Source organism: Yersinia enterocolitica subsp. enterocolitica, assembly GCF_901472495.1.
GTDB classification, from domain to species: domain Bacteria; phylum Pseudomonadota; class Gammaproteobacteria; order Enterobacterales; family Enterobacteriaceae; genus Yersinia; species Yersinia enterocolitica.
This window is the reverse complement of record NZ_LR590469.1, coordinates 2,772,725-2,794,118: the sequence shown is the minus strand read 5'-3', so window position 1 is coordinate 2,794,118 and position 21,394 is coordinate 2,772,725. Positions and strand designations below refer to the sequence as shown.

The following is a 21,394-nucleotide window of genomic DNA, read 5'->3' as shown; positions in this document are numbered from 1 at the left end:
TAACTAAATCCGAATCACTGCCAGCCATATCTCCTGACAAACCAGCCTTTCACTAGCTGTGTCGTCACCATGTAACCTGCCAAAATCACAATCAGCCATGGGAAGTATGAGAGTGGTAGTGCCTGTAATTGCAGGAATCCGGCCAGTGGCGAGAAGGTCAGCCCGATACCGACTACCACCACTGCCAATGTCATTAGGCACAGCGGCCACGAAGCGCGACTTTGAATAAAGGGAATTTTACGGGTGCGAATCATATGTACAATCAAGGTCTGGGACAGCAGCCCTTCAACGAACCAGCCAGACTGGAACAAGGTCTGCATTTCCGGCGTATTAGCTTTAAATACCCACCACATTAAACTGAAGGTCAAAACGTCAAAGATTGAACTTATCGGCCCAAAGAACACCATAAAGCGCCCAAGATCGCCGGCGTTCCAGCGTTGTGGTTTGGCCAGTTGCTCTTCGTCGACATTATCAAATGGAATGGCAATTTGAGAAATATCATACATTAGGTTCTGGATTAGCAGATGTAGCGGCAACATCGGCAAGAAAGGTAAAAATGCACTGGCAATTAGCACGCTGAAAACATTCCCGAAGTTGGAACTGGCGGTCATTTTGATGTATTTCAGCATGTTGGCAAAGGTACGGCGGCCTTCTATCACGCCCTGTTCCAGTACCATCAGGCTCTTTTCCAGCAAAATGATATCAGCCGCTTCCTTGGCAATATCTACTGCCGAATCTACCGAGATCCCGATATCCGCCGCCCGCAGTGCCGGAGCATCGTTGATACCATCGCCCATAAAGCCGACCACATGCCCCGCCTGCCGCAGATTTTGCACAATGCGCTCTTTATGCATCGGTGTCAGCTTCGCAAATACGGTGGTGGTGCGGGTGGCTTCAGTCAATTCAGCCTCACTCATTTGTTCGATATCACTGCCACGCAAAACTTTTTCGACAGACAGCCCGACATCTTTACAAACTTTACGCGCCACTAACTCATTGTCACCTGTAAGAATTTTTACGCTGACGCCACTGTTTTTCAATGCCAGTAGTGCGGGTGCGGTGCTCTCTTTTGGCGGATCGAGGAAGGCGATATAACCTTCAAGAATCAGGTCATATTCGTCGATAACCGCATAATTGCGCTGATATGCTGGCAAAATCCGTGTGGCGACTGCTACCACCCTTAGCCCTTGCTGGTTTTGCTCATCGGTAACGCGGCGGATACGTGCCAGCAGCGCATCGGTCATTGGGATGACGTCATCTCCCTGACGGACATGGCGGCAAATAGACAGCATCTCTTCCAATGCGCCTTTGCAGATTAACTCGTGATAATCCGATTGGTCGCTGACCACCACGGACATCCGGCGGCGCTCAAAATCAAATGGGATTTCATCGATTTTACGGTAACCTGCCAGTATTTCAGCAGACTGGGATGAATCAGTCATGGACGAAAGCACCGCCACGTCCAGCAGGTTTTTCAAGCCGGTTTGGTAGTAACTGTTGAGCCAGGCGTAGCGCAGTACCCGCTCACAATTGGCTCCAAATACGTCGGTATGGCTCTCCAGCACAATCTTATCTTGGGTCAAGGTGCCGGTCTTGTCGGTACACAGAACATCCATCGCGCCAAAGTTCTGAATAGCGTCCAGCCGTTTGACGATAACTTTTTGTTTTGATAGCTTTACCGCCCCTTTTGCCAATGTGGATGTGACGATCATCGGCAGCATTTCTGGGGTCAAACCCACGGCAACCGAGAGAGCAAATAGTGCCGCTTCCCACCAGTCACCTTTGGTAAAACCATTGATTAACAACACAATGGGTGTCATGACCAACATAAAGCGAATCAACAACCAGCTGACTTTGCTGATACCACTCTGGAAAGCATTGGGCTGTTCATCCTGATGGGTCACACGCTCAGCTAACAGGCCAAAATAGGTTTGATTACCGGTACCGATAACGATGGCCAGTGCTGATCCACTCACCACATTGGTGCCCATAAAGCACAGGGTATCCCGCTGCAATGGGTTTTGTTCATCACACTCCCGGCACTGCGCCACTTTCTCCACCGGCAGAGATTCACCAGTCAGGGCGGCCTGGCTGATAAACAGATCTTTTGCCACCAGAATACGTAAATCCGCCGGGATCATGTCACCGGCAGAGAGTTTAATAATATCGCCAGGCACCAATTGGGAAATCGGCAGTTCGCGATGTTCGCTTTTGCCAGTATGGGCATCACTGCGCAGCACCGTGGCGGTGTTGCTGACCATGGCTTTCAGCGCATCTGCCGCACGGTTAGAGCGAGCCTCCTGAATAAAGTGCATCAGAGTGGAAATCAGCACCATAGCACCAATTACCACTGCGGCGGTGAGGTCTTCCGTGGCGTAAGAAATCAAGGCCAGAATGGTCAATAGTAAGTTAAAGGGGTTGCGATAACAGTGCCATAGGTGAACCCACCAAGGGGTAGCTTGCTGATTTTCAATCAAATTACTGCCACTATTCAGGCGAATAGCCTCGGCTTCTTGCTCAGTCAGGCCTTCGGGGTGGCTGTGAAAGCGTTGATAAAGCTGTTGCGGCATTTCATTGGCACACTGCAAACGCTGCCGGGCCAGTTCTGCCGGGATATCTTTTGCCGTACTTCCTGCTGAAACCCCCTCAAGCATGGTTTCCCGACGGATCAGGCGGCGGGGCAGGTTGCGGCTCAATACATTGAGCAATTGGCGGGTGAAATTTTTAATTTGCATGGTTCAAACCTTACTGTCATACCTGAATTGTCTTCAGGTAGCGCCCACGGCAAACCTGCCGTAGAGAGGGCAAAAACATCAGCAGCAGAAACCAACGCAAGGAGAATGCGCAGTGACTGCTTATCAGATTGTTATCCGATAAGGCAGCCACGTCAGACGGGGAATTACCTTATCGGTACACCCAAAGGGTGTAGATTGAGGGAACAGGGTCCACTGGGTAATTAACCTCCGGTGAGTGAAGAATCGATTTGTTTGAGCGGCACACCATCGCACTCAAACAGTTATACAAACAATAAACTGCGTCATAATTATTGCCACGGCAAAAATCACCCTGACGGGAATTTCATCCGTTAGGGTAATAATATGTTACCAGTCATAGGGATATCATGCGCTGAGTCTGATTCTGGGCATGGTATGCTTCCCACCGTTCTGGTAAATATAAATAATACGGTAGCTATAAATAATCAGTTTATTATATGTATTCAAACCTAAACATTAGGTAAACCATGCAAAACCGTTTGACCATTAAGGACATTGCCCGCATGAGTGGAGTCGGAAAATCCACCGTTTCACGGGTATTAAACAATGAAGGCAGTGTTAGCCCACAGACGCGCGAGCGAGTTGAGGCGGTTATCCGTCAACAGGGGTTTACCCCATCAAAATCGGCCCGCGCGATGCGTGGTCAGAGCGATAAAGTGGTGGGGATTATTGTCTCGCGTCTGGATTCTCCCTCTGAGAATCAGGCGGTGCGAACCATGTTGCCGCTGTTCTATCAGCAAGGTTACGACCCTATTCTGATGGAGAGTCAGTTTGATCCCGAACTGGTTTGCGAACATCTACATGTTTTACAACAGCGCCATGTCGATGGTGTCATTCTGTTTGGTTTCACCGGCTTAACCGCAGACATGCTCGTGCCGTGGCAGGAAAAAATGGTGGTGCTGGCGCGAGAATATACCGGTTTCTCTTCGGTTTGTTATGACGATGAAGGGGCGGTGCGACTGCTGATGGATAAACTGCGCCAGGCCGGGCATCGCTATATTAGTTATATCGGTGTGCAGCCCTCGGATGCCACGACCGGTATGCGTCGTCATCAATCTTATCTCGATTACTGCCAGCAATATGGCCTGACTTCCACTGTTGCGTTGGGAGAATTGAGCTATCAGAGCGGCTTTCAGCTTGCGCCTCAAGTGATAAAACCCGATACCTCTGCACTGGTATGTGCCTCTGATACTATTGCTATGGGGGTAAGTAAGTACTTGCAGCAGCAAGGGCAACAACACATCCAAGTATGTGGTATCGGCAACACACCGTTGTTGCACTTCTTGTTCCCCAATAGCCTGTCAGTCGAGTTGGGTTATGGTAGTGCAGGTGTGAAAGCGGCACAGCAACTGCTTGATCAACTTAATAATAACCAACCCCTTCAACAAATTATTATCCCCGGCCAATTGGCTTGAGGCTTTTTTCTCATTTTTATGCTCCCTGCAAGCTCATTTGGCGTCGTCGGGGCGCTTTGGGCATTAACTAATTCCCGCTGAAATTTTGCACAAAAATTGTCAAATTGTGATCTTGAACGCAAGCTGGGAACGTTCCCATTCCATAAAAATAAATACTTGGCTAACCTTAAATAAGCCACTTGGAACCGATCCCACCTTTACGAAAGGTATGCTGAAATGAGCAAAGTAAAACAACAAGACATCGATCAATTGATCGTACTGGTGGGAGGCAGAGAAAATATTGCCACTGTCAGCCACTGCATTACCCGGTTACGTTTTGTATTAAATGATCCAGCCAAAGCATTTCCTAAAGAGATCGAAAAGCTGTCGATGGTCAAAGGCTGTTTTACTAATGCCGGGCAATTTCAAGTGGTTATCGGGCCGGAAGTCGATGATTACTACCAGGCGCTAATTGCTAAAATTGGCCAAAATGAAGCAGATAAAGAACAAACCAAGCTGGCTGCGCGCCAGAATATGACCTGGTTTGAGCGCGGTATTTCTCACTTTGCTGAGATATTTTTCCCGCTGTTGCCGGCTTTGATAAGCGGCGGTTTGATCCTCGGTTTCCGTAATGTGATCGGCGACATCCCAATGTCAGAGGGCCAAACGCTGGCACAGATGTATCCGGCGTGGAAAACCATTTACGACTTCCTATGGTTACTGGGCGAAGCCATCTTCTTCTACCTGCCAGTGGCTATCTGTTGGTCGACGGTGAAGAAAATGGGCGGCACTCCGGTATTGGGGATTGTATTAGGGATTACGCTGGTTTCTCCACAGCTAATGAACTCTTATCTGTTGGGGCAGCAGATCCCTGAGGTATGGGACTTCAGCTGGTTTACAATCCAAAAAGTGGGGTATCAGGCGCAAGTTATCCCTTCTATTCTGGCCGGTTTAGCACTGGGCTGGATTGAAACCAATCTGAAGAAAATTATTCCTGCTTATCTCTACTTAGTTATCGTGCCAGTGGTGTCCTTATTGCTGGCAGTATTCCTCGCTCATACCTTGATTGGGCCATTTGGTCGCATGATTGGTGATGGTGTGGCATGGGGCGTGAAAGCAGTTATGACCGGTAGTTTCGCTCCTATTGGCGCTGCGCTGTTTGGTTTCTTGTATGCGCCGTTAGTGATAACCGGGGTGCATCAAACCACATTGGCTATTGATATGCAGATGATTCAGAGCATGGGCGGTACACCTGTTTGGCCACTGATTGCCTTGTCCAATATCGCGCAAGCCTCTGCGGTGTTGGGCATTATTATCATTAGCCGTAAGATTAATGAACGAGAAATTTCTGTTCCGGCGGCCATTTCAGCCTATCTCGGTGTGACTGAACCCGCCATGTACGGTATCAACTTGAAATATCGCTTCCCCATGTTGTGCGCCATGATTGGTTCTGGACTGGCAGGCCTGATTTGCGGGCTAACAGGGGTGATGGCAAATGGTATTGGTGTTGGTGGTTTGCCGGGTATTTTGTCGATCAAACCGCAGTTTTGGGCGATTTATTCTCTGGCAATGTTGGTGGCGATTGTCGTGCCACTGGTACTGACCATACTGGTTTATAAACGCAAAGATAGCCGCGGTGAATTGCCGGTCTGAATCGCAAACCTCCGCCAGTGGGGTTATTCCCTGGTGGAGTTATTTTCTCAATGAATAAGAGTCTGCTATGAATAATCCTATCCCTTGGTGGCAAAACGGCGTCATCTATCAGATTTACCCGAAGAGTTTTCAGGACAGCACCGGTAATGGTTACGGTGATCTGGCGGGGGTGACGCAGCGGTTGGATTATCTGCAAAAACTCGGTGTTGATGCTATCTGGCTGACGCCGGTTTATGTTTCGCCGCAGGTGGACAATGGTTATGACGTGGCGGATTACTGCGCCATTGATCCGGCTTATGGCACTCTGGATGATTTTAAACATCTGGTGGAACAAGCCCATCAGCGTGGTATTCGTATTGTAATGGATATGGTGTTCAACCATACATCCACTGAACATGCCTGGTTTAAAGCATCAACAGACCGCAACAGCCCTTACCGCCAGTTTTATATTTGGCGTGATGGTGAGGGTGACAATTTGCCGAATAATTGGCGCTCTAAATTTGGCGGCAATGCCTGGCAATGGCACGCGGACAGTGGTCAATATTATCTGCATTTATTTGCCACAGAGCAGGCTGATCTCAATTGGGAACATCAACCGGTCCGCGATGAACTGAAAAAAGTGTGTGAGTTTTGGGCTGATATTGGCGTAGATGGCTTACGTCTGGATGTGATCAATTTGGTGTCCAAACAGCAAGATTTTCCCGATGATTTTGACGGTGATGGTCGCCGTTTCTATACCGATGGCCCACGTATCCACGAATTTTTGCAAGAAATGAGCCGCGATGTGTTTCAGCCGCGCGGCCTGATGACGGTGGGGGAGATGTCTTCCACCCGCCTTGAGCATTGTCAGCGTTATGCTGCATTGGGCGGTGATGAACTGTCGATGACCTTTAATTTCCATCATTTGAAAGTGGATTATCTCAATGGTGAGAAATGGTCGCTGATGCAACCGGATCGTGTCGAACTTAAGCAGATTTTTAACCAGTGGCAGCAGGGGATGCATAATCGTGCCTGGAATGCGCTGTTCTGGTGCAACCATGACCAGCCGCGCATCGTCTCGCGCTTTGGTGATGAAGGTGCGCTGCGCTTACCTGCCGCTAAAATGCTGGCGATGGTGCTGCACGGTATGCAGGGCACGCCGTATATTTATCAGGGCGAAGAGATTGGAATGACCAATCCAAACTTCAGCTCTATTGATCAATACCGTGATGTTGAAAGCCTGAATATGTTTGCCGAATTAAGTGCAAAAGGCCGCGATGCTGATCAGTTATTAGCAATTTTGGCGACTAAATCTCGTGATAATGGTCGTACCCCGATGCAATGGGATCGCAGCCATAATGCCGGTTTTAGCCAAGGAACCCCGTGGATTGAGCCTTGCAGTAACTATGGCGAGATTAACGTCGATGCCGCGCTGGCTGATGCTGATTCGGTATTTTATGCCTATCAATTTCTGATAGCCCTGCGCAAGCAACATGATGTGTTCACTTTTGGTGACTATCAGGATCTTTGCCCGCAGCACCCAGATTTATGGTGTTATTTACGTAGTTGGCAAGGTAAGCAACTGCTGGTGGTGGCGAATCTAAGTGGTGAGCCGCAACAATGGCAGCCAGAGGATATCGATCTGGATGGTCACTGGCAGTTGCTGATGAGCAGCTATGGCGAAAGCGCTTTCCAGCCGCAGGCCATGCAATTGCGCGCCTATGAGGGGATTTATTGGATTAGGGATTGATTTGATCAGTCCAGTTTGGACTAGTTCGGATCAGTTCAGAGCGGGTTTCGGTTGATAGCCGTTCAGTTATCACTTTATCTCTGTAGCCTCAACCAAGCAGGAGGGCAGGCCGACTCTCCTGCACCTGCGGCTTGCGCGAAATATTGCCCTGCGGGTAAACCGCCTGCGTCTTTCGGGCTGACGAGCCAGCGCGATGGGCGTCCATGCCCGCTCACTCCTTGTCGGCAATATCTCTGATTGCGCTCAAGGTCAAAAGAGAGAATCAAAACCCTATTTTTAGATTTTGATGTTAAAAGTACATTTAAGCTGCCGGTTGGTTCATCGCAGGTAAGGTGAGCCGTGAAGCTTTAACAAACGAACCTGATCACCCAGCCAGATCCACTCTATTATGCCCCCAACTTCAACTCCGGAAGCTGAGAAAAAATACTCACCAGCCCCTCCCCCCATCCCTTACGGATCATCATAAAATACGGGTGTTCTTCCGTGATCCGATATTGCTGAGCGGTACAGAAACTGTCCAGCGGGTAGATCATCACGTCCAGCGGCAATCCCACCGATAGATTACTGCGCAAGGTTGAATCCATTGAAATCAACGCACATTGCATTGCCTGATCCAGCGCGGTGTTGTAGCTCAACACGCGGTCGATAATGGGCTTACCATACTTACTTTCACCAATTTGAAAATAGGGTGTATCTTGCGTGGCCTCGATAAAATTCCCTTGCGGATAAATATGAAACAACCGCAGCCCTTCACCTTTAATCTGACCGCCTAACAGTAGGTTACAGCTAAAATCGGTTCCGCCACTGTTTTGCTGCGCGCCACTGTCCCGGTTAATCACCTCCCGCACCGTTTCGCCCAACAACGTGGCCGCTTCATACATCGACGGCACATTCATCAGGTTAGTCAGTTCGCAGTCTAAACATCGGCGTTGCAGCAAACTGACAATGCTCTGTGTGGTGGCAAGATTGCCCGCACTTTGCACCACCAGCGTTCGTTCGCCATCTTGCTGAAACAGATGCAATTTACGGAAGGTGGAAATATGATCCACCCCGGCGTTGGTGCGGGAATCAGAAGCAAACACTAGCCCGGAAGACAGCCGCATGGCCACACAGTAGGTCATAACAATCCTTAAGTCAGGTACGTTTATTGCGACATATCTAGCCGCGGGGTTGATAGCATATGTACGGCAGCTATGGTTTGCATATCTTCATAGCCACCGCCTCGGCGGATACCGCGCACCGGGCAGGCATCCAGATAATCTATGCCCACCGCCAGCTTCAAATGCTGATTCGGTTGGCAGGTATTATTGGTGACATCAAAACTCTGCCAATAGCCATTCAGCCAGACTTCAGCCCAGGCATGAGTCGCAACATGACTGGAGGATTCTGTATAAAGATAGCCGCTCACATAGCGAGCCGGAATATTTAAACTTCGGCAACAGGCAAGAAAGACGTGGGTGTGATCCTGACAAACGCCTTGCTCGGCAGCAAAAGCTTGCGCTGCGCTGTCTTGCACCGTCGTGGTGCCGGGGCTGTAGGGCATTTTAGCCAGCAATTCTCCCATCAGATGTGTCAGGCAATCCAATTGCCCTGCTGCACTGCTAACCCCTTCACAATAACCCGCCGCAAACTGACGGATAGCAGCATCCGGTTGCGTCAGTGGGCTGTGGCGTAAAAAAACCAATGGAGAAAGGTGATCGCCACTGTCATCTTCGACATTATCTTCAATCTCGACCACGCCTTGAGCCTGAATAGTGATGGCCTGATGCGGCTTATCCAGCGTCAAAACATGTAGCACATTGCCAAAGGCATCAGTGGTGCAAATGGCTTCTTCCGGCAAAGTTAGTTGCCAGGACAAAATGCGCTGATGGGCTGAATCCTGCGGGGTCAGGCGCAGATATTGTGTGCTGTGCTGCACCTGCTGGGCGTAGGTGTAATGGGTGCTGTGATCGACATTCAGTCTCATTGGACCTCCAGATAGGTTTGACGAATGCTATCGGCAATAGCATTTATCTTGCCTAAAAAATCCATCAGGTAGACGTGCAGGCCATCGGCCATGACATCTGTGATGCTGCTAAAACGCAACTCGGCGAGCAAAATACTGACTAACCGCCGAGGCTGATTACTGCGATTGCCACCAATCAATGCCAACTGCTGTTCCATATCGTTGACACAAGCCAACAGGGAGCGCGGAATTTCATTACGTAAAATCAGTAGCTCAGCAATGGCCTCGCGGCTCAGTTGCTGTTTATACAAACTGTGGTAGGCCTCACGGGCGCTGACAGCCCGTAATAAGGTATCCATCCGGTAGTATTCACGCACCGGATCATCGTCGTTATCCAGTAATTGGTTTTTCACATCCAATAGGCGGGCAGTGCTGTCAGCCCGCTCAATCAACGTGCCCAGACGAATGAAATAGAGTGCATCGCTGCGCAGCAAGGTGCCATATACTGCACCGCGAAATAGATGTGAGCGCTCCTTAACCCAATCAAAAAAGGCATCGATTCCAGCCGCGCTAATCCCTTGGCGGCGTAACTGTTTTATCTCAATCCAGGTGGCATTAATGCTTTCCCACACTTCGGACGATAAGCTACCGCGCACTGCATGGGCGTTATTCCACGCCATCTGTAAGCAACTGAAAATGCTGCTGGGGTTATTACTGTCGAGTACGAAGAAATTCAGCAGGTGGGTCATCGAAACCTGCGGATAGTGCTCGGCAAACAAAACCTGGGTGTTACTCAGGCTAAGGGGTACCAGTAAATCAAAATTCACGCGATTGCTGGTGGGCATCATCGAAAGCCGGTTAGTGACATCCAGTACCCGGGTAATGTTTTCTGCCCGCTCAAGATAACGGGCCATCCAATAAAGCTCGCTGGCTGTTCGACTTAGCATGCGTCATCCTCCAGTACCCAGGTATCCTTGGTTCCGCCGCCTTGTGAGGAGTTAACTACCAGCGAGCCTTGTGCCAGAGCCACGCGAGTTAACCCACCGGGCACTAAACGGATTTCCGCACCGGATAAAGCAAAGGGGCGTAAATCAATGTGTCGCGGAGCTAATCCATTGTTCACAAAGGTGGGGCAGGTGGAGAGGGCGAGGGTTTCCTGCGCAATATAGTTTTGTGGTCGTGCCAGCAGTAATTGGCGAAATTGCGCAATTTCAGCTTGTGTCGCCGCAGGGCCAATTAACATGCCATAGCCCCCGGCACCATGAACTTCTTTCACTACCATCTGCTCAAGATTGGCTAAAACGTAAGAGAGATCAGCTGGTTGACGGCATTGCCAGGTCGGAACATTCGCCAGAATAGGTTCTTCAGAGAGGTAAAAGCGAATCATTTCCGGCACATATGGATAGATGGACTTATCATCTGCAACACCAGTACCAATAGCATTGGCTAATACTACCCCACCGGCTCGATAGACGGACAGCAATCCGGGGATCCCCAGCATGGAGTCAGGACGGAAAGCCAATGGATCAAGGAAAGCATCGTCAACACGGCGATAGATAACATCAATTTTGCAAGGGCCGGCAGTGGTGCGCATAAATACCGCCCCTTCTTTGACGAACAGATCGGCACTTTCAACCAGTTCGACCCCCATCTGCTGAGCCAGAAAACTGTGCTCAAAGTAAGCGCTGTTAAAGCGCCCAGGGGTTAATACCACCACGGTAGGGTCATTAACCGGTGTGCTTTCGCGCAGGGTTTGCAACAAGTGGGAAGGGTAGCGCTCCACCGGTGCAATGCGCTGTTCGGCGAATAGCTCTGGATAGAGTCGCATCATCATTTTGCGGTTTTCCAGCATATAAGAGACGCCGGATGGGGTGCGCAGGTTATCTTCCAGTACGTAATAAAGGCCATCACTATTACGCACCATATCCACGCCAATAATATGTGCGTAGGTGTCTCGGTGTAGGTTCACCCCTTGCATACAGGGTTGATATTGGTCATTAGCCAGCACTTGTTCGGCTGGAATAATCCCAGCTTTGAGAATATGTTGTTCGTGATAAATATCATGCAGGAATGCATTTAACGCCTGAACCCGCTGGCGAATACCGCGGTCAAGCATCTGCCATTCGCTGGCCGGAATAATGCGCGGCACACTGTCAAACGGGATTAGCCGCTCTGCGCCATCATCGTCACCATACACATTAAAGGTAATGCCCACCCGGTGAAACAGCAGCGCAGCCTCTTCGCGTTTGCGCGCAATTGTCAGTTGGTCTGCCTGTTGCAACCATTGCCAGTAAGCGTCGTAATGGCCTCGATGTTTCCCCTCAGCCAGTAACATTTCATCGAAAAATTGTGGTGTGGAAAGGTCGATGTTCAGCATTATCACCTCGCTAACAGAACAGGCTGTATTCGGGATCACGCATAAACTGTGCCAGCTGGTAAACTGGCAAAATAAGGGAAGTTAGCGCGATTTCAGCACTATTTGGGTGCAATGATTGGGCAAGATGCTTTATGACTGAGCAGGATGTTGCTCCGTCTTACAGATGATGGTCTGCAATAGCGCATTGATAAAGTCAGAGAGAAAATAGGGGTGGGATAATAAAAAACGGCCGGTAAACACCAGCCGTAGACGCAATCACATCAGCATTAACGACGTACTGCGATAGCTTCGATTTCGATTTTTACATCTTTTGGCAAACGGGCAACTTCCACACAAGAGCGCGCAGGGAATGGCGCATTGTGTTCAGTGAAGAAAGCTTCGTAAGTGGCGTTAACGGTACTGAAATCGTTTAGATCTTTCACGAATACCGTGGTTTTCACGATATCGGCAACTTTCAGGCCAGCTGCTTCAACGATAGCTTTCACATTTTCCAGTGATTGGCGTGCCTGAGCTGAAATATCATCAGCCACCAGGCCGGTTTTCGGATCAACCGGGATCTGGCCGGAAGTGATGATCATGCTGCCCAGATCGACACCCTGAACATAAGGGCCAATGGCGGCAGGGGCGAGCTCAGTGCTGATAGTGCGGGACATGTAGACTCCTGGTTTACGTAATGCGGAAAGGAACCCATCATCTTTCACGTTGCAGGTGTGTTGGCTACACTCAGTCACCCGAATCACTTACTAGAGTAAGCTCATCGGAACTCCTCGTTTGCCGCCTTCCTGCACCATGAAATCTATTGGGTTTAATTATTTCTGTATTATAAAGGCAGGTTTAATTACAGCAACCGAAGCAAATCAAGTTTGCGATGCTCCGCAACGGCGAATATTGCCACTATTGTAAAACTCTTTGTACTTGAAGTCGCAGGGTTGTTAGCTGCGCGCACTATTCAGCCCATCCCTGGGCCTCACCTCTTCGAGGCCGCTGCAAGCAGCGTTCAAATCTGTTCCCGACAGATTTATCACCCGAATTACTGACTGGTGTAAGCTCATCGGATGATGAGCCTCATCAGAGGCTCACCCTGCGGGCCAGCGCTTGCAACTCCAATTACTTTGGGGTTGGGCCTTAGGTGTCAACCTGCTTGCGACACTTAATCTGCTTGTAACTCTTAATCCGCTTGCAGCACGACCTGATGGTCGAACTCTTTCTCGCAATATTTGCATTTAAGGTGGATCTCACCTTGTTTGGCCTTCACTTTGAAGCTGGAATCGACCGGCTCATTGTGGCTGATGCAGTTGCTATTCGGGCAGGTAAGAACGCCGTCGATATGCTCTGGTAGGCTGAGTGTGAGCTTCTTCACCACTTCGTAATTATCAATGCGGTTGACAGTGGCATCTGGCGCATACATGGCTAATTGGTTAGCTTGTTGCTCAGTTAAAAAGGTATTTTCTATTTTAATCAAATCCTTACGACCGGAGCGCTTAGAGGGCAAATTCAAGCCAATGGTAATACGCTGGTCAGTCGCGGTCAGTTTGAACAGCGACAATAATTTGAACCCGATTTGCGCCGGAATATGGTCAATCACGGTGCCGCATTTAATCGCTTCAACCTGTAGTTTGTAATCCTGAGTCATATTCAATCCCCTTAAAGAGCCAATTCTGCGTTTAATACCAATGCCAGCAGCGCCTGACGTGCAAAAATCCCGTTACCTGCTTGTTGGAAATAGTAAGCGTAAGGAGTTTTATCAACATCAGTCGTGATTTCATCGATACGCGGCAGTGGGTGTAGCACTTTGAGATTATCTTGTGCGCCATTTAAATCAGCCGCGCGCAGGACAAACTGTGCTTTGACGTTGGCATATTCTGATGGGTCAAGGCGTTCTTTTTGCACGCGGGTCATATAGAGAATATCCAGCTCTGGCACCACTTCTTCAATACTTTCGTGCAGACTGTATTCGATGCCTTTTTCTGCCAGCATTTCAAGAATATAAGCTGGCATTGCTAATGCATCTGGGGCGATAAAGAAGAAGCGATTGCCGTTAAATTTTGCCAGCGCTTGCGTCAGTGAATGCACGGTGCGGCCATATTTTAGATCACCGACCATAGCGATATTGATGTTATCCAGTCGGCCCTGGGTTTCCTGAATAGTGAATAAATCGAGCAGTGTTTGGGTTGGATGTTGGTTGGCACCATCACCGGCATTGACCACCGGCACATTGCCTGAGAACTGGGTGGCAAGACGTGCCGCCCCTTCTTGTGGATGGCGCATGACAATGGCATCGACATAGGTACTGATGACTGACATGGTATCAGCCAGTGTCTCACCTTTCTTACCCAGCGAGGTGTTGCTGCTATCAGAAAAACCGACAACGGATGCCCCAAGGCGATGAATCGAGGTTTCAAACGACAATCGGGTGCGGGTTGAGGCTTCGAAAAAGCAACTGGCGATCACTTTGTGTTTTAACAGCTCGGGTTGCGGATGGCTTTTCAAACTGGCGGCGGTGCGCAGTACCAGTTCCAGTTCCTCGCGACATAAGTCGTTAATTGAGATGATATGCTTGTGATACAACGGGTTGATCATTTTCGCTCTCCTCTATGACCCGTCATACTTCAAGCTGCATGTGCGTTGGCTGCTTTCGCTCACCCCGGTCACTTACTTGTGTAAGCTTCTGGGAATTTGCTCAGTTGCCGCCTTCCTGCAACTCGAATTATTTAGGGTATATATTTTTAATTGGTGATAATGCTTAATCTGGCTCCGATCGGCAGACAAAAAAAAGCCCCTCAATGAGGGGCCTTTCAGGATCGGTTTAGCAACGGGAGAAAGAATGGCAATTGGCTGCCTGCTAGCAGTCTATTTTGTCGACCATAGATAGGGTCATTTTCAACAAAACGACGATGTTTAGCAAAATTCAAGCGGCTTTTCATCATTTCTCCTGGCAAATTGTGGCGAATTATACTCGCGTGGGATTTCTCTGCAAGAGGGGAAAGCCGCATTTTTTATGATTAGCAAACGATTACCCAGTACATTTTGATTTCAAATACCTTAAGTTGGGTAATGTTTGTTTAGATGTGATTTGTTCAGTGACTGGTTTGGTTGTTGACGCTGCGGGTCATCTTTCGGTTGATAGTCGTTCAGTTATTACCTTACCTCTGTGGCCTCAACCGAGCAGGAGGGCAGGCCGGCCCTCCTGCACCTGCGGCTTGCGCGAAATATTACTGCTATTCGCAGTCCCCTCCGGCAGCCGTTGGCCTTATCGAGCCAGCGCGAGTCGCTTCCTGCTCCAGCGCGCTTTTCGCCGCCGTATATGGACGCTCCCAATAAACCAAGTGTTTTTTCTTGAAAATAGCGCTCAGGTATTGCAGCCATATATCCGGTTTCTTTATGGGCGCGATTGCGCCCGAACCATGATGAAATCCGCCAAGTGAGTTCCTATCATCCTTACGGGCCAAATGCCCCGGCGGCTCACGGAGTTTCTCACTTGCGGTCTTACCTGTTTTGCCATCTCAATAATTACACTTGCAATTACCTGAAACGTATTCACTTTTGTTCTTGAGCCTTATCCGTGTTTGAGATTATCTCAAACCACGGATAAGGTTCGATATTCCGTATGATGAACCAGCATCGACCACAAAATACGTGCCGTTTTATTGGCCTGTGCCACAACGGCTACGTTATAGGCCTTTTTACTCAACAGCCTGTAAAGCCACGGCATATTGTCTTTGTGTCTCTCAATAACAGCTGCAACTGCCCGCGCACCATGGACCAGAAGATAACGGAAATAGCGGTCACCTCTTTTGCTGATTCGGCCCAATCTCTGCTTACCGCCACTGGAGAATTCTCTCGGCACCAATCCCAACCAGGCGGCAAACTGTTTCGCTGAATGAAATTGTTGCCCATTCCCCACTGACGCCACAAGGTAGGTCGCCGTCATCAATCCCACACCAGGGACTTTCAAGACCCGCTGGCAGGCGGGTTGTGTTTTTGCCCAACTGCTAAGTTCTTGTTCGATCAACGTGATTTGATCTTCCACACCCTGAAGGTGTTCAAGTTGACGTGCGACACTACAACGGACAAAAGGTGATAACTCGTTATCATATTCTTCCAGTATTTCAGGGACTTTCTTATACAGCTGACTTAATGTGCGAGGCATGATAATGCCAAATTCAGCCAAAATGGCCCGCATACTATTAGCACAAGCAGTGCGTTCGCGGATAAGGATATTTCGCTCGGTATGCAGCACCAGAATAGCTTGTTGCTCTGCCGTTTTAATCTGAACAAAACGCATATTAGGCCGTGCAACAGCTTCACAAATGGCTTCTGCATCAGCGGCATCTGTCTTATTCGTTTTGACATAAGGTTTCACATACTGAGGGGGAATGAGTTTAACCTCATGCCCATACTGCCGTAAAACACGCGCAAAATGATGACTGGAAGCACAGGCCTCCATGCCAATCAAGCAAGGTTCAAGTTGCATGAGAAAAGGAAGGAATTTATCGCGGGTGAGTTTCTTCTTAAGAACAGTTTGACCGTTGCAGCCGACACCATGAAGCTGGAAAACATTTTTTGCCAAGTCGATACCAAGAGTAGATACTTTCATGTGGACGCTCCTTCTTCTGAGTTTTAACACTCACATTTAGGCACTCTGATGCCGTAAAAGTTGGAGCGTCCATTTCATTATCCATGGCGGCTCACTCGGGCCATCGTCTTTGTCGGTAATATTCCTAATTGCGCTCAAGGTCAAAAGAGAAAATCAAAACCATTGTTTTGACCTTGAAATTAAAAGCACATTTGAGCAGCCGAGTGAAGAATGTAGCCAGGGAAATCCGCCATGGACGGCGGATTTAGGCGTCATGAGCAGGGACGCGAATAAAGCCGTCCCGCCAGCGGAATGATGAAGGAGGGAACCCACGCAGTGGGCAAGCGATACGTGCGAAAGCGCGGGATTCCACAAGGGGGCCGCGGCCCCCTTTGGCGGTTGGTGCATCGGAGGCTAAGTGGGCAATGAAATTCTAACAACCGAAGCGGATCATCTAATCAGGCATCAACCGAAATCTGATCGCATGCTGGCAATGAAGTTCTAACAACCGAACCTATCATCGAATCAACTACCGACTGAACCGCAAAAATAAAAACTTAATCCTCATCAAATCCCGAATTAAACAGTTCAATCACCGCCGCCAGAGCCTGAATCTCATCAGGCCCGGTAGCTTCAACCTCAATCTGGCGGCCTTTGGCAGAATCAAGCATCAGCAGTGCAATCACACTGCTGGCTTCAGCCTCGGTACCACTGTCATTACGTAACATCACTTCTGCATCAAAACTCTGAACCAGCTCGAACAATTTCATTGCGGGTCTGGCGTGCATTCCCAACTTGTTTTTGATCTCAACGGTTTGTTTGACAGTCATTTATTTACGTTTTTCCAGAGTACGATGACGTGATTGGACATTCTTACCGCGGGCGCGGAAATAATCGGCCAATTGTTCAGCAACATAGACTGAGCGGTGCTTACCGCCGGTACACCCAATAGCGACCGTCAGATAACTGCGGTTATTGGTTTCCAGCATCGGCAACCACAGTTCCAGATAACTGCGGGTCTGATAAATAAAGTTATGCACTTCAGTATGGCGATCAAGGAAGGAGATCACCGGCTTATCCAGACCTGTCATCGGGCGTAATTTAGGGTCCCAGTGCGGGTTAGGCAGGAAGCGTACGTCGAAGACATAATCTGCATCAATAGGAATGCCGTGTTTAAAGCCGAAGGATTCAAACACCATGGTTAACTCGCGCTCACGTTTACCCAATAGGCGGGTGCGGAGCATTTCAGCTAATTCATGTACTGACATTTCAGAGGTATCAATAATCAAGTCAGCCCGCGAGCGCAAAGGCTCCAGCAGGTCGCTCTCTTCATCGATAGCGCTTTCTAATGACAGGTTTTTGGTCGACAGCGGATGCAGACGACGGGTATCACTATAGCGACGAATCAGCGTATTGCGGTCAGCATCTAAAAATAGCAACTGCGGTGAAAAGCTGTCTGGCAGTTGGGTCATGGCATGCTCAAATACCTCAGGAGACTCAGGCATATTGCGTACGTCTATGCTCACTGCAGCGGAGATATTCCTATCGGCAAGTGTACTTGCCAATTGCGGCAACAGAACCACGGGTAAGTTATCGACGCAATAAAAGCCCATATCTTCCAATGCGCGCAAAGCAACAGACTTCCCTGAACCGGAACGGCCGCTGACAATCATCAGCACCATGTGAGTGACTCCCCTTGTAGAACCCTGTAATCCGGCTAAGGAGCCGGGCATAACGGATAAAACGACGTTACTGCCTAATTATTCTGTTTCTGGCGGTAATTCAGTGATGATTTGATAAAGCTCGTCATCACTTTGCGCTGCTCGTAAACGGCGGCACACTGTTTTATCAGCTAATCGCTTGGCCACTAAAGACAAAGTGTGTAAGTGAGTTTTACATTGATCTGCTGGAACCAACAAGGCAAATAATAGATCAACCGGTTGGTTATCAATAGCATCGAAAGCAATCGGTTGTTCCAAGCGGATAAATACACCTACAGCACGCAGTGTATCTTCCTCCAGCTTGCCATGAGGTATCGCGATACCACTACCAATGCCTGTACTGCCCATGCGTTCGCGGGTTAACACAGCATCGAAGACGACCTGTGACGGCAGGTTAAGCTGTTTGGCAGCTAACTCGCTGATAATTTCCAAAGCCCGTTTTTTACTTGAGCAATGTACGGAGCTTTTGGTGCACTCGATATTTAATACCGAGCTTAATTGCAATGCTGGATCGTTGATCATTTCATCTTTCACTTAAGCGCTGTTTTACGCCTGATGCCAGCGGAATATTCTTCTCTGCTGGCATCAGGTTAGGTAGCGAGTGTAGAACCTTTGCTGTGTGTATCCATCATACTTCAAGCTGCATGTACGTAACTCGAACTATCCAGGCTATATAACAGCAACAAGGGTTCCTAATGTTGTTTCAATTTATCTTTGTGTTTGTTTAACTGGCGGGCCAGTTTATCAACCAAAATATCAATTGCGGCGTACATATCTTCCTGCTCTGAACTTGCGTGCAACTCGCCTCCATTCACATGTACCGTGGCTTCTGCAATTTGTTTTACTTTTTCGACACTTAAAACCACATACACTTGGTTAATGCGATCAAAATATTGCTCAAGTTTGGCAAATTTAGTGGTAACAAACTCGCGTAATGCGTCGGTTATTTCGACATGATGTCCGGTAATATTGAGTTGCATAGTGTCTTCCTTCTCAGTTCAGGTCAAACCAACTGTTTACGCTGGTTTGACGGCGGGATGGATAACGACTCTCGATACTTCGCGACGGTTCGCCGAGCCACCATAATGCCTTGTTCACATAATAGTGTGGTCAGTTTACTGTCACTAAGTGGTTTGGCAGGATTTTCTGCCGCAACCAATTTTTTCACCAGTGCACGAATCGCAGTAGAAGAAGCTTCGCCTCCGCTATCTGTATTGACGTGACTGGAGAAGAAATATTTCAGTTCGAAAATGCCTCGAGGACTGTGCAGGAACTTCTGCGTGGTCACACGGGAAATTGTCGACTCATGCATATCCACGGCTTGGGCAATGTCTGCCAGCACCATGGGTTTCATAAATTCAGGCCCATTTTCAAAAAACGCCACCTGCTGCTCTACAATGCAACGCGCCACTTTCAATAGCGTTTCATTACGGCTCTCAAGGCTTTTTATCAACCATTTTGCTTCTTGCAAATTGCTACGAATGAACTGCCCGTCACTGTCATTACGGGTATTGCTGCCCATCGCTGCGTACTGCTGGTTGATTTTCAGGCGTGGAATGCTATCGGCATTAAGCTCGACCGTCCAGTGCCCTTTGTCTTTACGTACCAGAACATCTGGAATCACATACTCAGATTCCCCGGTATTGATAGACTGACCTGGGCGCGGATCCAGTGACTGAATCAGGGCAATGGCCTCTTTAAGTGTATCTTCTTTTAGCCGACTTAAACGAATCATCGTACGGAAATCATGGTTGCCTAGCAAATCCAGATATTCGCTAATGACCAGGCGTGCTTCAGCGAGATAGGGGGTGTCTTTGTCATATTGCGATAGCTGTACCAATAGGCACTCGCGCAGGTTACGCGCGGCTACACCAATAGGATCAAAGTGTTGTATCCGCTTGAGCACAGCTTCAACTTCGTCCAATGCGACGTTTTCATCCCCCATGCTTTCCAGAATGTCTTCCAGTGGCACAGTGAGATAACCGGTTTCATCAACCGCATCAACGATCGATGTTGCAATGGCGGCATCAGTTTCTGAGAACGGGGTCAAGTCTACTTGCCACATCAAATAGTCTTGCAGCGTTTGAGTGGTTTCGCCCTGATAGACCGGCAGTTCATCGTCGCTGTAATCATTGCCCATACCCGACGGCGTGCCTGCGGTGTAAATCTCATCCCAGGTAGCATCCAGTGGCAACTCTTCCGGCATATCTTTCTGTTCCAGTGCTTCGCGGGTATCAAGCGATTCACTGTCTATTGTTTCTTTTGCCTCTATCTCTTCATGAAGATCAGTTTGCTCAAGCAGGGGGTTGCTCTCCAGCGCTAACTGAATCTCCTGCTGGAGTTCTAGCGTAGAAAGCTGCAACAGGCGAATAGCCTGCTGTAGCTGCGGAGTCATTGCCAGTTGTTGGCTGAACTTGAGTTGCAAACCTTGCTTCATAATGCGGTATCAATTTTCCTGATGGCTAACAAAATCATTAATAGTGTGCCGTGATGAGAAGATTAAAGGCGGAACTCCTCACCCAGATACACACGTTTAACTTGTTCGTCAGCCAAAATTTCCTGTGGTGTGCCGTGAGCGATTAAATGCCCTTGGCTTACAATATAAGCCCGCTCACAAACGTCTAGCGTCTCACGCACATTATGGTCGGTAATCAGTACACCGAGGCCACTGTCGCGCAGATGCTCAATTATCTTTTTGATATCAATAACAGAAATCGGGTCAACCCCGGCAAACGGCTCATCCAGCAGAATAAATTTGGGATTGGCAGCCAGCGCACGGGCGATTTCGACACGGCGGCGTTCACCGCCGGAAAGCGATTGACCCAGACTGTCACGTAAATGAGTAATATGGAACTCTTCCATTAACTCATCAGCCCGCTCCTGACGTTGCTCAGATGAGAGGTCTTTCCGGATTTCCAGCACCGCCATCAAATTGTTAAAGACACTCAGACGGCGGAAGATAGAGGCTTCTTGCGGCAAATAGCCAATCCCGCGCAGGGCGCGTTCATGCAATGGCAAGAGGCTGATATCTTCGTCATCAATCACAATGCGCCCAGCATCACGCTGGACAATGCCGACAACCATATAAAAAGTGGTGGTCTTGCCCGCACCGTTCGGCCCAAGCAAACCGACAATTTCACCGGATTTCACTTTCAGGCTAACGTCTTCGACTACTTTACGGCCTTTATACGCCTTAGCCAGTTTTTCTGCGATTAATGTTGCCAT

The 21,394-nt window shown here is 48.8% G+C and carries 18 protein-coding genes; 3 read left to right on the top strand and 15 right to left on the bottom strand.

The annotated features are described in order from the left end of the window. Positions 1 to 14: 14 nt before the first annotated feature. On the bottom strand, positions 15 to 2,735 hold the full coding sequence (gene mgtA / locus FGL26_RS13300) for a magnesium-translocating P-type ATPase (RefSeq protein WP_005174283.1): 2,721 nt from the start codon (positions 2,733 to 2,735) through the stop codon (positions 15 to 17). Positions 2,736 to 3,241: 506 nt separating this feature from the next. On the opposite strand from mgtA, the gene treR reads away from it, so the two are divergent. From treR to treC, 3 genes are all read left to right on the top strand, one after another. Beyond that, positions 3,242 to 4,189, top strand: a complete 948-nt coding sequence (gene treR / locus FGL26_RS13295; RefSeq protein ID WP_005174281.1) for a trehalose operon repressor TreR — start codon at positions 3,242 to 3,244, stop codon at positions 4,187 to 4,189. Between the two features lie 216 nt (positions 4,190 to 4,405). Continuing rightward, the gene (gene treB, locus FGL26_RS13290) at positions 4,406 to 5,821 is read left to right on the top strand and encodes a PTS trehalose transporter subunit IIBC (protein WP_011817268.1); all 1,416 of its coding nucleotides are present in this window, start codon (positions 4,406 to 4,408) and stop codon (positions 5,819 to 5,821) included. Positions 5,822 to 5,888: 67 nt separating this feature from the next. Next, on the top strand, positions 5,889 to 7,550 hold the full coding sequence (treC, locus tag FGL26_RS13285) for an alpha,alpha-phosphotrehalase (protein WP_005174276.1): 1,662 nt from the start codon (positions 5,889 to 5,891) through the stop codon (positions 7,548 to 7,550). Positions 7,551 to 7,936: 386 nt separating this feature from the next. Here treC and FGL26_RS13280 read toward each other — a convergent pair whose 3' ends face one another. The 14 genes from FGL26_RS13280 to lptB form a co-directional block, all read right to left on the bottom strand. Further along, a complete protein-coding gene (locus FGL26_RS13280; RefSeq protein ID WP_005174271.1) occupies positions 7,937 to 8,671 on the bottom strand; it encodes a proteasome-type protease in 735 nt (244 codons plus the stop codon). Positions 8,672 to 8,694: 23 nt separating this feature from the next. Next, on the bottom strand, positions 8,695 to 9,516 hold the full coding sequence (locus FGL26_RS13275) for a transglutaminase family protein (protein ID WP_005174269.1): 822 nt from the start codon (positions 9,514 to 9,516) through the stop codon (positions 8,695 to 8,697). Continuing rightward, a complete protein-coding gene (locus FGL26_RS13270; RefSeq protein WP_005174267.1) occupies positions 9,513 to 10,442 on the bottom strand; it encodes an alpha-E domain-containing protein in 930 nt (309 codons plus the stop codon). The genes FGL26_RS13275 and FGL26_RS13270 overlap by 4 nt, the downstream gene beginning before the upstream one ends. Continuing rightward, positions 10,436 to 11,872, bottom strand: coding sequence for a circularly permuted type 2 ATP-grasp protein (locus FGL26_RS13265; RefSeq protein WP_011817265.1), 1,437 nt, complete (start codon positions 11,870 to 11,872; stop codon positions 10,436 to 10,438). The genes FGL26_RS13270 and FGL26_RS13265 overlap by 7 nt, the downstream gene beginning before the upstream one ends. 266 nt (positions 11,873 to 12,138) lie before the next feature. After that, positions 12,139 to 12,525: a 2-iminobutanoate/2-iminopropanoate deaminase gene (gene ridA, locus FGL26_RS13260; RefSeq protein WP_005162498.1), complete on the bottom strand. Its 387-nt coding sequence runs from the start codon at positions 12,523 to 12,525 to the stop codon at positions 12,139 to 12,141. Between the two features lie 515 nt (positions 12,526 to 13,040). After that, positions 13,041 to 13,505 carry an aspartate carbamoyltransferase regulatory subunit gene (gene pyrI, locus FGL26_RS13250; protein ID WP_004392342.1) on the bottom strand — a complete coding sequence of 155 codons (465 nt, stop codon included), beginning with the start codon at positions 13,503 to 13,505 and terminating at the stop codon, positions 13,041 to 13,043. An 11-nt stretch (positions 13,506 to 13,516) separates the two neighbouring features. After that, on the bottom strand, positions 13,517 to 14,452 hold the full coding sequence (gene pyrB / locus FGL26_RS13245; protein ID WP_138060245.1) for an aspartate carbamoyltransferase: 936 nt from the start codon (positions 14,450 to 14,452) through the stop codon (positions 13,517 to 13,519). Between the two features lie 997 nt (positions 14,453 to 15,449). Next, positions 15,450 to 16,469, bottom strand: coding sequence for an IS110-like element ISYen1 family transposase (locus FGL26_RS13235; RefSeq protein ID WP_050316646.1), 1,020 nt, complete (start codon positions 16,467 to 16,469; stop codon positions 15,450 to 15,452). 536 nt (positions 16,470 to 17,005) lie between these two features. Continuing rightward, the gene (gene npr / locus FGL26_RS13220; protein ID WP_005162489.1) at positions 17,006 to 17,278 is read right to left on the bottom strand and encodes a PTS phosphocarrier protein NPr; all 273 of its coding nucleotides are present in this window, start codon (positions 17,276 to 17,278) and stop codon (positions 17,006 to 17,008) included. Next, positions 17,279 to 18,130: an RNase adapter RapZ gene (rapZ, locus tag FGL26_RS13215; RefSeq protein ID WP_005162486.1), complete on the bottom strand. Its 852-nt coding sequence runs from the start codon at positions 18,128 to 18,130 to the stop codon at positions 17,279 to 17,281. It abuts the gene before it with no gap. A 78-nt stretch (positions 18,131 to 18,208) separates the two neighbouring features. Next, positions 18,209 to 18,691: a PTS IIA-like nitrogen regulatory protein PtsN gene (ptsN, locus tag FGL26_RS13210; RefSeq protein WP_005162484.1), complete on the bottom strand. Its 483-nt coding sequence runs from the start codon at positions 18,689 to 18,691 to the stop codon at positions 18,209 to 18,211. Positions 18,692 to 18,861: 170 nt separating this feature from the next. Beyond that, on the bottom strand, positions 18,862 to 19,149 hold the full coding sequence (gene hpf, locus FGL26_RS13205; protein WP_005162480.1) for a ribosome hibernation promoting factor: 288 nt from the start codon (positions 19,147 to 19,149) through the stop codon (positions 18,862 to 18,864). A 23-nt stretch (positions 19,150 to 19,172) separates the two neighbouring features. After that, positions 19,173 to 20,606, bottom strand: coding sequence for an RNA polymerase factor sigma-54 (gene rpoN / locus FGL26_RS13200; RefSeq protein WP_005174257.1), 1,434 nt, complete (start codon positions 20,604 to 20,606; stop codon positions 19,173 to 19,175). Between the two features lie 62 nt (positions 20,607 to 20,668). After that, the gene (gene lptB, locus FGL26_RS13195; protein ID WP_004392029.1) at positions 20,669 to 21,394 is read right to left on the bottom strand and encodes an LPS export ABC transporter ATP-binding protein; all 726 of its coding nucleotides are present in this window, start codon (positions 21,392 to 21,394) and stop codon (positions 20,669 to 20,671) included.

Excerpts from the sequence above, each read along its gene's own strand:
- mgtA (WP_005174283.1), bottom strand. The coding sequence starts at position 2,735 with ATGCAAATTAAAAATTTCACCCGCCAATTGCTCAATGTATTGAGCCGC.
- treR (WP_005174281.1), top strand. The coding sequence starts at position 3,242 with ATGCAAAACCGTTTGACCATTAAGGACATTGCCCGCATGAGTGGAGTC.
- treB (WP_011817268.1), top strand. The coding sequence starts at position 4,406 with ATGAGCAAAGTAAAACAACAAGACATCGATCAATTGATCGTACTGGTG.
- treC (WP_005174276.1), top strand. The coding sequence starts at position 5,889 with ATGAATAATCCTATCCCTTGGTGGCAAAACGGCGTCATCTATCAGATT.
- FGL26_RS13280 (WP_005174271.1), bottom strand. The coding sequence starts at position 8,671 with ATGACCTACTGTGTGGCCATGCGGCTGTCTTCCGGGCTAGTGTTTGCT.
- FGL26_RS13275 (WP_005174269.1), bottom strand. The coding sequence starts at position 9,516 with ATGAGACTGAATGTCGATCACAGCACCCATTACACCTACGCCCAGCAG.
- FGL26_RS13270 (WP_005174267.1), bottom strand. The coding sequence starts at position 10,442 with ATGCTAAGTCGAACAGCCAGCGAGCTTTATTGGATGGCCCGTTATCTT.
- FGL26_RS13265 (WP_011817265.1), bottom strand. The coding sequence starts at position 11,872 with ATGCTGAACATCGACCTTTCCACACCACAATTTTTCGATGAAATGTTA.
- ridA (WP_005162498.1), bottom strand. The coding sequence starts at position 12,525 with ATGTCCCGCACTATCAGCACTGAGCTCGCCCCTGCCGCCATTGGCCCT.
- pyrI (WP_004392342.1), bottom strand. The coding sequence starts at position 13,505 with ATGACTCAGGATTACAAACTACAGGTTGAAGCGATTAAATGCGGCACC.
- pyrB (WP_138060245.1), bottom strand. The coding sequence starts at position 14,452 with ATGATCAACCCGTTGTATCACAAGCATATCATCTCAATTAACGACTTA.
- FGL26_RS13235 (WP_050316646.1), bottom strand. The coding sequence starts at position 16,469 with ATGAAAGTATCTACTCTTGGTATCGACTTGGCAAAAAATGTTTTCCAG.
- npr (WP_005162489.1), bottom strand. The coding sequence starts at position 17,278 with ATGACTGTCAAACAAACCGTTGAGATCAAAAACAAGTTGGGAATGCAC.
- rapZ (WP_005162486.1), bottom strand. The coding sequence starts at position 18,130 with ATGGTGCTGATGATTGTCAGCGGCCGTTCCGGTTCAGGGAAGTCTGTT.
- ptsN (WP_005162484.1), bottom strand. The coding sequence starts at position 18,691 with ATGATCAACGATCCAGCATTGCAATTAAGCTCGGTATTAAATATCGAG.
- hpf (WP_005162480.1), bottom strand. The coding sequence starts at position 19,149 with ATGCAACTCAATATTACCGGACATCATGTCGAAATAACCGACGCATTA.
- rpoN (WP_005174257.1), bottom strand. The coding sequence starts at position 20,606 with ATGAAGCAAGGTTTGCAACTCAAGTTCAGCCAACAACTGGCAATGACT.
- lptB (WP_004392029.1), bottom strand. The coding sequence starts at position 21,394 with ATGGCAACATTAATCGCAGAAAAACTGGCTAAGGCGTATAAAGGCCGT.